This window comes from Arthrobacter sp. Sr24, assembly GCF_054511175.1.
In genome coordinates this window covers 1-12362 of sequence record NZ_JBTNDB010000025.1, presented here as the reverse complement: position 1 = coordinate 12362, position 12362 = coordinate 1, and the positions used below count along the sequence as shown (strand labels likewise).

At 53.7% G+C, this 12362-nt stretch carries 13 protein-coding genes; 8 read left to right on the top strand and 5 right to left on the bottom strand.

Going from position 1 to position 12362, the window contains the following annotated elements:
• Nucleotides 1–378: 378 nt before the first annotated feature.
• The 5 genes from ACX80D_RS14420 to dnaA all read right to left on the bottom strand — a co-directional run bounded on the left by ACX80D_RS14420 (nucleotide 379) and on the right by dnaA (nucleotide 6206).
• A complete protein-coding gene (locus tag ACX80D_RS14420) occupies nucleotides 379–969 on the bottom strand; it encodes a DUF721 domain-containing protein (RefSeq protein WP_459323563.1) in 591 nt (196 codons plus the stop codon).
• A complete protein-coding gene (gene recF, locus ACX80D_RS14415) occupies nucleotides 962–2224 on the bottom strand; it encodes a DNA replication/repair protein RecF (RefSeq protein ID WP_459323562.1) in 1263 nt (420 codons plus the stop codon). Before recF ends, ACX80D_RS14420 begins: the two co-directional genes overlap by 8 nt.
• A gap of 11 nt (nucleotides 2225–2235) precedes the next feature.
• Entirely contained in the window at nucleotides 2236–3132 is an 897-nt protein-coding gene (gnd, locus tag ACX80D_RS14410) for a phosphogluconate dehydrogenase (NAD(+)-dependent, decarboxylating) (protein ID WP_459323561.1), read from the bottom strand.
• 55 nt (nucleotides 3133–3187) lie between these two features.
• Nucleotides 3188–4312 (bottom strand): DNA polymerase III subunit beta, encoded by a 1125-nt coding sequence (gene dnaN, locus ACX80D_RS14405; RefSeq protein ID WP_459323560.1) that lies wholly within the window; start codon nucleotides 4310–4312, stop codon nucleotides 3188–3190.
• Nucleotides 4313–4766: 454 nt separating this feature from the next.
• On the bottom strand, nucleotides 4767–6206 hold the full coding sequence (dnaA, locus tag ACX80D_RS14400; protein WP_459323559.1) for a chromosomal replication initiator protein DnaA: 1440 nt from the start codon (nucleotides 6204–6206) through the stop codon (nucleotides 4767–4769).
• Nucleotides 6207–6772: 566 nt separating this feature from the next.
• Between dnaA and rpmH the strand changes: the two genes are divergently transcribed.
• From rpmH to ACX80D_RS14360, 8 genes are all read left to right on the top strand, one after another.
• The gene (gene rpmH, locus ACX80D_RS14395) at nucleotides 6773–6910 is read left to right on the top strand and encodes a 50S ribosomal protein L34 (protein ID WP_011776797.1); all 138 of its coding nucleotides are present in this window, start codon (nucleotides 6773–6775) and stop codon (nucleotides 6908–6910) included.
• Nucleotides 6911–6964: 54 nt separating this feature from the next.
• The gene (rnpA, locus tag ACX80D_RS14390; protein WP_459323558.1) at nucleotides 6965–7390 is read left to right on the top strand and encodes a ribonuclease P protein component; all 426 of its coding nucleotides are present in this window, start codon (nucleotides 6965–6967) and stop codon (nucleotides 7388–7390) included.
• On the top strand, nucleotides 7387–7782 hold the full coding sequence (yidD, locus tag ACX80D_RS14385) for a membrane protein insertion efficiency factor YidD (RefSeq protein ID WP_459323557.1): 396 nt from the start codon (nucleotides 7387–7389) through the stop codon (nucleotides 7780–7782). The genes rnpA and yidD overlap by 4 nt, the downstream gene beginning before the upstream one ends.
• 18 nt (nucleotides 7783–7800) lie before the next feature.
• Complete coding sequence (yidC, locus tag ACX80D_RS14380; protein WP_459323556.1) at nucleotides 7801–8766, top strand: membrane protein insertase YidC; 966 nt, start codon at nucleotides 7801–7803, stop codon at nucleotides 8764–8766.
• Nucleotides 8766–9311, top strand: coding sequence for a Jag family protein (locus tag ACX80D_RS14375; RefSeq protein WP_459323555.1), 546 nt, complete (start codon nucleotides 8766–8768; stop codon nucleotides 9309–9311). Before yidC ends, ACX80D_RS14375 begins: the two co-directional genes overlap by 1 nt.
• Nucleotides 9312–9397: 86 nt before the next feature.
• A complete protein-coding gene (gene rsmG, locus ACX80D_RS14370; RefSeq protein WP_459323554.1) occupies nucleotides 9398–10036 on the top strand; it encodes a 16S rRNA (guanine(527)-N(7))-methyltransferase RsmG in 639 nt (212 codons plus the stop codon).
• A gap of 74 nt (nucleotides 10037–10110) precedes the next feature.
• Nucleotides 10111–11166 (top strand): ParA family protein, encoded by a 1056-nt coding sequence (locus ACX80D_RS14365; protein ID WP_459323553.1) that lies wholly within the window; start codon nucleotides 10111–10113, stop codon nucleotides 11164–11166.
• A gap of 89 nt (nucleotides 11167–11255) precedes the next feature.
• Nucleotides 11256–12269 (top strand): ParB/RepB/Spo0J family partition protein, encoded by a 1014-nt coding sequence (locus ACX80D_RS14360; protein WP_459323552.1) that lies wholly within the window; start codon nucleotides 11256–11258, stop codon nucleotides 12267–12269.
• The last annotated feature ends 93 nt before the right edge of the window (nucleotides 12270–12362 follow it).

Genomic DNA, 12362 nt, shown 5'->3' with positions numbered 1-12362 from the left:
TGGCTGCGTGCTATCCAGCTCTGGATTCACGGCACTATCCGAATTGTTCGTCGTCACAGGCGCGTTCGACCCCTTTAATTGTTCAGCTCGATTGCCAACCTCGGGGACGGGCTAACAAGCGTTGCCCGTGCTTTGATCTCGTTGAAGGCAGATAAATACCGCTCTCGACGAAACCTGAGACCTTATCACAGCGCCGCGGAGAGACGGTTACGCTTCGATTCTACCTTGTGGCGTGCCCAGAAGGGTCATCAACGTGCCCTGGAACCGGAGAAAACCGGCTTAGAACGCAATTGTTTGTCCATCTTTGAGGGGCTGTACGACTCTTGGGGTTTGAAACGCCCTACAGCGCCTTGGCTACTCTTCCCATTCCAACTACTCCTACCCGTAGGTGTCTCTGGGACCACGTCCCTTGACATGCCGGAATCCCTTGCGCCAACTGGGTGCAGCCGGCCCCAGAACCATGATTTTAGTGACCACCCCATGTCCTAGTTCCTGATCGAATTTTGCTAAGAGTGAGGATGAGAGAAGCCGCAGCTGGGTTGCCCAACTGGTGGAGTCACATCGAACATGCAATGTGGTAGCTTCAAAACTCTCAGGTCTGCAGTGTCCAGAAATCTCCGGACCTACCAGTGCGTCCCATTGAGCCATGACCGAACCGACAGCTAGCGGGGAACTCCACCCTCGATCGGAAACAAGCCTACTGACCACGTTCCCTAAACCTTGGGGATCCCTGCCTCCACCGTATTTGGCATCCATAAATGGCTTGCGTTTATTCTTCGGTGTTGTCTTTTCTCCCAGTCGGTTCCTTGCAATCCGCAGTTCTCCCCGACTTTTAGCGATGGTTCTCATACGGTTCAAGGCTGCTTGGGCCGCATCCACCTCAGTGGCATGATCCTGTGCGGCGGCCTCACGGCTACCTTTCTTACCGGTTGGATCCTTTGAGGAATTCCCTGCAGCGGGTTCACTCATCGAAAACCACGCCACCGGGAATGACCTGAATGGTAGAGCCAGCCAATTCTTCAGGGATGTCTTCCCCCACAGCAGCTGTCACCAATACCTGCTCAGCAGCTCCGACCATGAGGGCTAACTTGCGGCGGCGCTGGGCATCCAACTCCGCGAAAACGTCGTCGAGAATCAAAATCGGCTGGTTACCTGCCACATGTTTGTCTTCATCCAACACATGGAATGAAGCTAACCGCAGTGACAGAGCAATGGACCAAGATTCACCATGTGAGGCATACGCTCTTGCCGGTGCGTTGTCCAACAGCAGATCAAGTTCGTCCCGGTGGGGCCCAACGAGCGACATGCCGCGTTCCAGTTCTCGGGTTCGGCAGGCCACGAGCTCGGCGCGGTACCGTTCAGCTAGTTCTTCCAGACTGCACAGGGAAAGATCCTCCCCATCAGGGACCTCCTGAAGTACCCCACCACTTGGTTCCCCGAAAGGGCCGGAGGAGACGCCGTCGGACATGTCTTGGTATCCCACGGCCTGCTGCATAGAAGGAACTTCTTGGTCTAAATTGCTGCGGTACAGCGCCCTCAAAACCTTGCTACCGTCGGTGAGCTGGGCATAGGCCTCAGCCATATGGGGACGCAACCGGTTGAGCAGTTCAAGCCGTGCAAGGAGCAGCTGCGCAGCGGCCATAGCCATGTGCTGGTCCCAAACATCCAACGTTGCGAGGTGCGAATCGGATACCCCGGAGCGAGAAAAATGCTGTGCCCGGGCTGATTTCAGTAGGGCGTTGCGCTGTTTCAGCACACGGTCATAGTCGCTGCGCGTACCCGCGTGTTTGGGCATAAGCACCACCAAGAGCTCGTCCAAGAAACGGCGGCGGTTACCAGGATCACCCTTGACTAGCGCCAAATCCTCTGGAGCAAAGAGCACCGTCCGGCACAGGCCCAATATGTCTCGAGCCCGCACCGGATTTGCACGGTTGATACGCGCTCGATTGCTCCGAGTCGCGTTGATTTCGACCTCAACCATGACTTTTCGCTCGCCCCTCACCAGCTGGGCCCGAATGAGAGCCAACTCGGTGCCAAATCGCAGCAGCGGCCCGTCCTGGCTGACCCGGTGAGATGAGAGCGTGGCCAAATAGCCAATCGCTTCCACCAGATTGGTTTTACCCAACCCGTTTGAGCCAACCAGGACAGTCACGCCCGGTGCCAGGGTCAGATCAACCTGAGCATAACTACGAAAATCGGTCAGAGAAAGGTGTTCAAGGTACATGGAAAGCAGTTTTAATCAGAGCTGGGACTGGCTGGTTTTGTTGCGTGTCCACCGAACTGGTGGCGTAGAGCAGAGACCATTTTCATGGCAGGGGAGTTGTCTTCACGCGAGGAGAACCTCGCGAATAGAGCCGCAGTGATGGCCGGAGCCGGTACAGCATTGGCGATCGCTTCCTCCACAGTCCAGCGTCCCTCTCCGGAATCTTCAACGTAATCGTCAATGGATTCCAGTCCAGGATCTTCGTCTAGTGCCTTAACCATCAAATCCAAAAGCCAGGAACGTACTACGGTGCCTTTTTGCCATGCACGGAATGTGCCAGGCAAGTCTGCAATGATGTCTTTTTTGGCAAGTAGTTCGTAGCCTTCTGCATATGCCTGCATGAGACCGTACTCGATGCCGTTGTGCACCATTTTGGCGTAATGGCCGGCACCAACTCCACCGACGTGAACAAAGCTATCGGCCCGCTCACCCTCGGGACGCAGTGCATCCAAGACAGGCAGTGCACGTTCCACATCTTCGGCAGCGCCGCCGGCCATGAGCCCGTAACCGTTCTCTAAGCCCCAAACGCCACCAGAAACACCAACATCCATGAAAGATATGCCCTTGGTGGCAAGCATTTCACCGTGTTTTTGATCCTCGGTAAACCGCGAGTTTCCGCCATCAACAAGCAAATCTCCAGGTTCCAACAGTTCTGAAAACTCTGTGATGACTGCTTCGGTGATGGCTCCCGACGGTACCATCACCCACATGAGCCGAGGTGCTGGAACAGCTGCCACGAGCTCCTGCATGGAAGCCACATCAGTCACCTCTGGATTCCGATCAAATCCAGTGACTTCGATTCCTGCTGCCCGCAGGCGGGCCCTCATGTTGAAGCCCATCTTTCCTAGTCCAACAAGTCCAATATGCACGTCTTTTTCTCTTTTCCGTGGTTTTGCAGTTGAAGGGGGAACGGCAGCTAGGTGACTATTGAGAAGGCAACCTCACGGGCATGACTAAGTAGCGGTACTCGTCACGGCGTTCACCATCAATGTCATCCTGGGCATTGATCATGGCGGGTTTGGGAGCAGACGTGAAAGAGAACCGGACGTACTTGCTATCAAAGGCGCTGAGGCCCTCGCTTAGGTAATGCGGGTTGAAAGCAACAGTAATTTCTTCACCAACGAGTGTTGCCTCGAGGTTTTCTGAAGCCTGGGCGTCCTCGCCGGTACCAGCATCAAGGGTGAGTTGACCATCGGTGAAGATCAAACGAACCGGAGTATTGCGCTCGGCGACAAGCGATACGCGGCGAACTGCTTCTGCCAAGGCATGAGTTTCTACAGTTGCGTAAATCGGCGTGGTGTCTGGGAACAGCGATCGAATCTTGGGGTATTCGCCGTCAACCAGCAATGAGGTGGTGCGGCGACCCCCACTTTCGAAACCAATGAGTTCGCTGTTGTCCGAGAGCGCAATGTTGATATTTCCTGAGCTGCCCAGAGTCTTAGCAACCTCGCTGAGAGTTTTTGCCTTGATCAACGCACCGGCTGAAATGTTAGGGCTGGACGGGTTCCAACGAACTTCACGCAGTGCCAGGCGGTACCTATCGGTAGCCAAAAGGGTGATCAGGTCTCCTTCAATCTCCATTTTCACGCCTGTGAGAACTGGCAAGGTGTCGTCCTTGCTTGAGGCAATGATGACCTGGGAAACAGCCTGAGCAAAGGCTTCTCCGTCAACTGTTCCGCTGATATCAGGTAGAGCAGGTAGTTCTGGATAATCGTTCACAGGCATGGTGGCCAGGTGAAAACGACTGCTACGGCAGGTCAAAGTGACTTTAGTGCCATCGGTTTCAATATCAACCGGAGCAGCAGGAAGGCTGCGGCAAATATCTGCAAGCAAACGTCCAGAGACCAAAATGGTCCCCTCTTCGGTGATATCTGCTGGGATTTGCAGACGTGCCGAGATCTCATAATCAAAACTGGCCAGGCTCAAGGTTCCCGCTTCAGCTTTCAGCAACAGTCCTGAGAGAACCGGAACAGGAGGACGTGGAGACAAGGATCGTGCGGCCCAGCTGACTGCTTCGGTCAGAACATCCCGTTCGACTCGGAACTTCACGGAAGGGTGCCGCCTTTCATGGTGCGAAAAATTTTGATGATGCAATGGGTCGTTTCCTTGGGTAGTTGACCCACGGAGGAAATTACATGCTTGGAGATAGCTTAGCGCCTTGACCAACCCATTTGGGCATTGGTCCTAGCTGTCAGCTGGGTGGATTGGAGCAAAAGGTGAATGTTGTTTGAAACGAAAGATTCTTGTAGTTCGTAGTGTTAATAAGTCCTGTGGATACTGTGGATAAGTGGCTCTGTCCACGTGGTCTAGACGAATTTGGCTGTGCACAGGCTGTGGGGCTAGCCCGCTTATGGCTGTGGGGATCGGTGGAGAACTTTTTCGGCGGTTTTAATGATCCACAGGCGGACGGGGAGTTATCCGCAGGTTAAGGATGGTTGTACCCGAGTAATCCACAGGCTTATCCACACCTGTTAATTTCTCAGATTTTTTCCCGCTCCGCGGGTTATCCCTCACGTTGCTGCTGTTTGATCTTGTTAGTGAGTTCGGTTACCTGGTTGTAGATGGCCCGACGTTCAGCCATCAGTTCCCGGATTTTCCGGTCCGCGTGGATCACTGTTGTGTGGTCCCGGCCACCAAATTCCTGTCCAATCTTGGGCAAGGACATGTCAGTAAGCTCACGGCAGAGGTACATGGCAATCTGGCGGGCGGTCACAAGTGTCCGGGTCCGGGACTTGCTACACAGCTCTTCCAAAGAAATATTGAAGTACGCAGCTGTCTGACCGAGGATTGCCGTGGAAGTGATCTCTTGGGCGCCGTCATCAGTGATGAGGTCTTTGAGAACAAGCTCTGCCAGGCCAACATCCACCGGCTGCCGATTCAAGCTAGCAAAGGCCGTGACCCGAATGAGGGCCCCTTCTAGTTCGCGGATGTTCGTAGAGATCTTTGAGGCTATGTATTCCAGAGCGTCGTCGGGAGCAGAGAGTCCCTCGCCAATGGCCTTCTTGCGCAAAATGGCGATGCGCGTTTCCAACTCGGGCGGCTGGACATCGGTGAGCAAACCCCACTCAAATCGCGAACGCATACGTTCCTCAAAGCCTTGAAGACGTTTGGGAGGTAGGTCAGAGGTGATGACTACTTGCTTGTTGTGATTGTGCAGGGCATTGAAGGTGTGGAAGAACTCTTCCTGTGTAGCGTCCTTATTGGCCAAGAACTGAATGTCGTCAATCAGGAGGATGTCCACGTTGCGGTACAGCTGCTTGAAGCTGGCACCTTCATCGTCACGGATGGAGTTGATGAAGTCATTGGTGAACTCCTCAGAGTTCACATAGCGCACCCGGATACCCGTATAGAGACGGCGGGCATAGTGGCCTATGGCATGCAACAGGTGGGTTTTCCCAAGACCAGAATCTCCGTAGATAAACAACGGGTTGTAGGCCTTTGCCGGAGCTTCAGCTACCGCGACGGCGGCTGCGTGAGCAAAACGATTGGAGGCACCAATCACGAAGGAATCAAAAACATACTTCGGGTTTAGACGGCCAAATTCCTGAGAAGTGCTGGGCAGCATCGGTGAAGGCTTTGAAATGTGCTCTGTGGGTTCCGGAACACGGGCCGTGTTTTCGCTACGCACCGGAGTTGAGGCCGGGGCCGGCTCCTCTTCTTTAGCAGGAGGTACTAAGTCTGCATTGACACTGAAAGCGCAGCTGATCTCTTCCGAGAAGACCTGGGCTAAGGCGTTGCTCAGAGCTGTGTGTAGCTGGTTTTGAAGAACCTCGCGGGTGAGCTCGTTGGGAACTGCTACCAACAAGGTGTTGCCAATCAGTCCCTGAGGCTGGGTGAGAACCACAAAACCACGTTGACGGGGTGAAACCCGGTCGTCCTGTTCAAGAATCCGAATGACTCGCCGCCAGGAACTGCCTACGTCGTTGATGTCCTCAGTGCTCATTGACCTTTCCATCCTTACTGCCAGCCGTTGGGCCAGAAATCTCTTAATTCACACACACTTTGAGCGTGACGTCTGTTACACACAAAAAATTACAATTTTGATGTGCGCAGATGCTCCAAAACGAAGTAATCCACAGAGTTATGCACATCAGTGGATAACTTGCCACGGGCTTAGCCTAGAGGATGGATACGCTAGAAGATAGCGGAGGAAAGTGCTTGTGGATAAATATCACAGCGGTGTACTCTTCAGTGCCTCATCCACAGAATTTGTCCACTTAGTTATGCACAGCTGTGGATGACCACTCATCGGGTGCTTGTGGAGGCTTTTGAGGGTCTAAAGATGGACCGCTGGGTAGATTTTGCAGGCTGATGATCTTGCCCCAGCTTGACTGGCGGGTGTTGGGTGACCTAACGTTGTGAAGTCCCATGTGTCTGTTTCGCGCCTCGGCGTGCGCACCTCTTTATCGAGGAGTGAATCGAGCAGGCATCCATTTACTTAGCGTCGACCCCTTTCTTACCTGTTAGCTACGGGCAAGGCGCATCTTTGATTGTCTTGGAGTAACTACCGTGAGCAAGCGGACTTTTCAGCCGAACAACCGCCGTCGTGCCAAGAAGCACGGCTTCCGCCTTCGTATGCGCACCCGCGCCGGCCGCGCCATTCTGGCCGCCCGCCGTGGCAAGGGTCGCGTAGAGCTGTCGGCCTAAACAATAACTGCTTGACGATTCGTCAAGCCTTAGTGAAGTAGTGGTCGATCGCAGGTGCTAGCCACCAAGAATAGAATGCGGACTTCCGCCAACTTCTCACATACTGTACGTTCCGGTGTCCGAAATGGGCGCCGGAACGTAGTGTTGTATATGGTGTCCACTTCGTTTGATGTACCCAGCCAAGTTGGGTTCATCGTCGCGAAGACTGTTGGGAACGCTGTGACCCGTAATCTCGTTAAAAGGAGACTAAGGGAGATTGTTGTTGAGACAATTAGGCAGCATCCATATGGAGTCAATGTAGTTGTTCGGGCCTTGCCCGTTTCTGCTCAGGCTTCCTTCAGTGATCTAGTCATGGACTACCGAAAAGCATTTTCCGTTGCCTCCACGCGCTTGTGGGCGAAGTCAGCGGGCTCTTCGGCATTACTTTCAACACCAACAGTTGACAAGGCACACGAGTCTAAAGGAGAAGATGTTTTGTGACCCGTTCACAAACTCAAAGCCGTGCACCTAGGTGGGCTACCGCCGTCGTGCGTTTCTTGTGGCATCTTCCTCGCAATATTCTTATAATAGTTTTGAAATTATACCGGCGCGCCATCTCACCCATTTATGGGCAGGTGTGCCGGTTTTTTCCGTCATGTTCGGCTTATGCTCTTGAGGCCGTGACTGTTCACGGCGCCGTCAAGGGCACATGGTTTTCACTACTGCGAGTTCTTAGGTGTCATCCTTGGAGTGCCGGCGGTTTGGATCCGGTTCCTTCGCCGGCCGTTGTGGATTGGGATGACCCGTCCACAGTGCCCTTGATTGTCCAGCTGAACCATCCGGATGTATTTCTGGCCAAGCAACAGGAAACGCAAAGTCGCAAAGCGGCTTGAGGAGATAGATAGAGAATTATGGGCTTCTTCGATACAATTCTGTTCCCCTTCAAATGGGTCGTTTCATGGATCATGGTGCAGTTCCATGACGGTTTGACCTTCTTGGGATTGGATGGCGCCTCCGGCGTTACTTGGACCTTGGCCATCATCGGTCTGGTGTTGGTGATCCGTGCAGCTTTGATTCCTGTCTTTGTAAAGCAGATCAAGGCTCAGCGTGGCATGCAGGCATTGCAGCCGGATATGAAGAAGCTGCAGGCCAAGTACAAGGGCAAGACTGACCAGCTATCCCGCCAGGCCATGGGCCAGGAACAGATGGCGCTGTACAAGGAGCATGGGACCAACCCCTTCTCTGCATGCTTGCCCATGCTGATCCAGATGCCGTTCTTCTTCTCGCTGTTCCAGGTGCTTTCCGGCGTGGCCAAGGCCAACTCCGAAAGCAAGGGTATTGGTGCACTGACCCACTCTGAGGTGGTGCAGTTTGACGAGGCCACCATCTTTGGTGCTCGACTTTCTGATGCGCTGCTACCCTCCTTCCAGGGAGGCAACCTGACGCCTGCCATTGCATTGCTCTCGATCGTGATGATTCTGGCCATGATCGCCTCACAGTTCATTACGCAGAAGCAGATCATGTCCAAGAACATGTCTGAAGAAGCTATGCAGGGCCCGTTCATGAAGCAGCAGAAGATGATGCTTTATGTACTACCGCTCGTCTTCGGCATTGGTGGAATTAACTTCCCCATCGGTGTCCTGATCTACTGGACCACTACTAACTTGTGGACCATGGGACAGCAGTTCTTCGTTATTCGCAAGATGCCGACCCCAGGGTCGCCTGCTTACAAGGAATACCAGAAGCGTCGAGAGGCCAAGGGTCTGCCGCTGCTGGGTGCCTCTAAAAAGAAGGTCGAGGAAGAAGTCATTGAAGAGACTCCCGACCTCAAGGGCCAGCGGATCCAGCCACAACGCAAGAACAGGAAGAAGAAATAATGCCTGAGGAATCGCAGCTTGTCCCTGATGAAGTAACCGAAACAGCAGAGGTAATCGCCCCGGCGGAAACCGGTGCCAGCCGGCTGGAAGAGGAAGGCGACATTGCAGCCGACTACCTCGAAGAACTTCTTGACATCGCCGATATCGATGGAGATATTGACATTGAAATCCGCAATGGGCGGACCTATATTTCGATCGTCGCCGATGAAGAAACAGATTCACTCCAGAGTCTTGTTGGTCAGGACGGCGAGGTTCTCGATGCCCTGCAAGAACTGACACGTTTGAGTGTCCTCTCAGCTACGGAAAACCGCTCCAGATTGGTACTGGATATTTCCGGCTACCGTGACCGGCGTAACGTTGAACTGGCCAAGATTGCTCAGACAGCGGCCGATCAGATTAACAATGGTGAGGGATCTGTGGCATTGGAACCAATGGGAGCTTACGAACGCAAGATCGTGCACGACGCGATTGCCGAGTTGGGCCTGGAATCAGAATCTGAGGGCGAAGGCGCCCGCCGCCACATCGTGGTGAGTGCTGCGCACTAAGTCGCAGTTTTTCAAGAGTTAGCAAACGGTCCCGGCCGCTGCCTCAGGGGAGCGACCGGGACCTGAACTTTATAAGGACACAAATAGTGGTGGAACTTACTGCAGAAGAAACGGTTGCAGCCGAACGTATTTTTGGCGATCGACTTGAACTGGCCAAGCGCTATGTTGAGCACTTGGCAACGTCAGGCATCGAACGCGGGCTGATTGGCCCCAGAGAAGTACCACGTTTGTGGAGCCGGCACGTCCTAAACTGTGCCGTCGTAGCTGAACTGATTGACGACGGCGCCAAGGTCGCCGATGTGGGCAGTGGGGCGGGCCTCCCTGGTCTGTGTCTTGCCATTGCCCGCCCTGACCTGTACCTGACGCTGATTGAGCCACTTGAACGCCGTGTTATTTGGCTTGAAGAGGTGGTTATGGATCTCGGGCTGAACAATGTAGAAATTATCCGTTCGCGCGCTGAAGCTGCGATCGGCAAGGTCGAATGTTCAGTGGTCACTGCCCGCGCGGTATCGGCTCTGAATACCTTGGCGCCGCTGACCATCCCGCTACTTGGCGGTGAGGGGGTGCTCCTGGCTATCAAGGGACGCACTGCAGAGGAAGAAATTTCCAAGGCCGGTAAGGTCCTTAAAAAGTTGGGTGGGGTCAAGACTGAGGTGTTGATTGCCGGTCAGGACATCTTGGAGGAGCCCACAACTGTGGTCCGTGTTCAGGTGAAGCGGCGCTGATTCCCACGACTGTGTGAATCAAACGATAGGCTAGAGGTTGGCAACCATCGCCACAGGAAAGTGAGAGTGTCAGCGTGACCAGTAGCGAAGCAGCTTCGCAACGGATCCCTCCGTTCATGACATTGGGGTCGGCACGTTCAAATGCCTCAAATCAACCTTATTCGATTGATAGAAACCAGCGTAGTTCGGTTACCGTTGTTTCACGTGAAACAAAGGTGGACACCTTGAGTTCATTGGATGACGCTTTTGATGACAGCAGCCCCATTGCTAGTCAACTGGTAAGTGAAACGAAGCGGCGTGAACGACTACTGGGGAGGAAGCTTCCCCGCCCTTCCAAGACCCGAATTCTGACTGTTGCCAATCAAAAAGGTGGCGTTGGAAAGACCACAACTACGGTGAATATTGCGGCAGCCTTGGCCTCGGCCGGGTTGCAAGTGCTCGTCATTGACAATGATCCGCAGGGCAATGCCTCCACAGCCTTGGGTGTGCCTCATCATGCAGACGTAGACAGCATCTACGACGTCCTGATCAATGACGTACCCATGGCAGAGGTAATAGCTGAATGCCCTGATATTGCAAATTTGTACTGCGCTCCTGCGACTATACACTTGGCCGGTGCTGAGATTGAGCTGGTCTCATTGGTTGCCCGTGAACAGAGGCTTCGGCGAGCGATTGATGAGTATGTAAAGTTTCGTGAGAAGAACGGGCAAGAGCGCCTTGACTTCATTTTCATTGACTGCCCACCAAGCCTCGGGCTCCTGACGGTTAACGCGTTCTGCGCGGCTAACGAGGTTATGATTCCTATTCAGTGTGAGTACTACGCTCTAGAGGGTTTGAGTCAGCTTCTGAAGAATATTGAGATGATTCAGAAACACTTGAATTCTGATCTGGTGGTATCCACGATCTTGCTGACCATGTATGACGGACGCACTAACTTGGCAGCTCATGTGGCAGCTGACGTGCGGGAGCATTTTCCGCAGCAGGTTTTGAAGGCTATGATTCCACGGTCTGTCCGAATCTCCGAGGCACCCAGCTACCAGCAGACGGTCATGACCTATGATCCTTCCTCAACAGGGGCGCTTTCTTATCTTGAGGCCGCTGCCGAATTGGCTGAGCGGTCTACGAACTAATGCAGTTAGTCAGCTAGAATCGTTGCAAATCACTATGAATTTCATCAGAACCCGCACTATTCGGGATTTATTCAACGGAGGATGTCTCAATGACTGACAAGCGCAGGGGTCTCGGTCGCGGTTTGGGTGCCTTGATCCCGAACTCTTCAGGAGATGAGACAGGCACTTCACAGCCGACACGTCCCGTGGATTTGTTCTTCCCTGAACCAAAGGGACGCAAACCGGCCACAACGCCTACAAGGGCTGCGAGGAAGCCGGCAAGCGCTGAACCTGCTGAACTCGTTGAAGTTCCCGGCGCTACGTTTATGGAATTGCCGGTTGGGGAAATTCATCCCAACCGTAAACAACCACGTACTGTCTTCAATGAAGAAGACATGGCCGAACTGGTTCATTCAGTACGTGAAATTGGCGTTTTACAGCCCATTGTTGTCCGTAAATCATCGGAAAAGGGCGACAAACCATATGAGCTAGTCATGGGTGAGCGCCGTTGGCGTGCTAGCCAGGCCGCAGGATTGGCTACAATTCCCGTCATTGTCCGGGATACCTCCGATGACAATCTCCTGCGTGATGCTCTGCTTGAAAACCTCCACCGCAGCCAACTCAACCCGCTTGAAGAGGCTGCTGCATATCAGCAGTTGCTGGAAGATTTTGGCACCACCCACGAGCAATTAGCAGACCGAATTGGCCGTTCAAGGCCACAAGTGTCCAATACTCTCCGTTTACTGAAGCTTCCGCCTGTTGTCCAGCGGCGCGTTGCGGCAGGAATATTGTCGGCTGGGCACGCGCGTGCGTTGCTGGCATTGCCCGATTCAGAAGCTATGGAGAACCTGGCCCAGAAGATTGTGGCCGAAGGTATGTCGGTCCGGGCTACGGAAGAAGCGGTCCAGTTATACCAGGCACCACTTGATGGAAAGAAGCCTGCGTCAAAGACGCCCAGCCCACGTCACGAACGGCTGGACTTCTTAGCTACTTCGCTGGCTGACAGGCTTGATACCAATGTCAAGATCTCTTTGGGTGCCCGAAAGGGAAAAGTCAGCATCGAATTTGCATCTGTTGCAGACCTCAACCGGATCATGGACGTTTTGAGCCCGGGCGGAAATTAACTCTCCTGGATAGTGGGGGGTAGGTGTTGCTCCGGAACCACACATCCCCCCCCCCCCCACCAATTCCCCCAAAAAAACCCGCCAGAATCGTTT

Coding starts and splice junctions, on each gene's coding strand:
- dnaA (WP_459323559.1), bottom strand. CDS start 6,206: ATGAGCACTGAGGACATCAACGACGTAGGCAGTTCCTGGCGGCGAGTC.
- ACX80D_RS14420 (WP_459323563.1), bottom strand. CDS start 969: ATGAGTGAACCCGCTGCAGGGAATTCCTCAAAGGATCCAACCGGTAAG.
- yidC (WP_459323556.1), top strand. CDS start 7,801: ATGGGCTTCTTCGATACAATTCTGTTCCCCTTCAAATGGGTCGTTTCA.
- recF (WP_459323562.1), bottom strand. CDS start 2,224: ATGTACCTTGAACACCTTTCTCTGACCGATTTTCGTAGTTATGCTCAG.
- ACX80D_RS14375 (WP_459323555.1), top strand. CDS start 8,766: ATGCCTGAGGAATCGCAGCTTGTCCCTGATGAAGTAACCGAAACAGCA.
- ACX80D_RS14360 (WP_459323552.1), top strand. CDS start 11,256: ATGACTGACAAGCGCAGGGGTCTCGGTCGCGGTTTGGGTGCCTTGATC.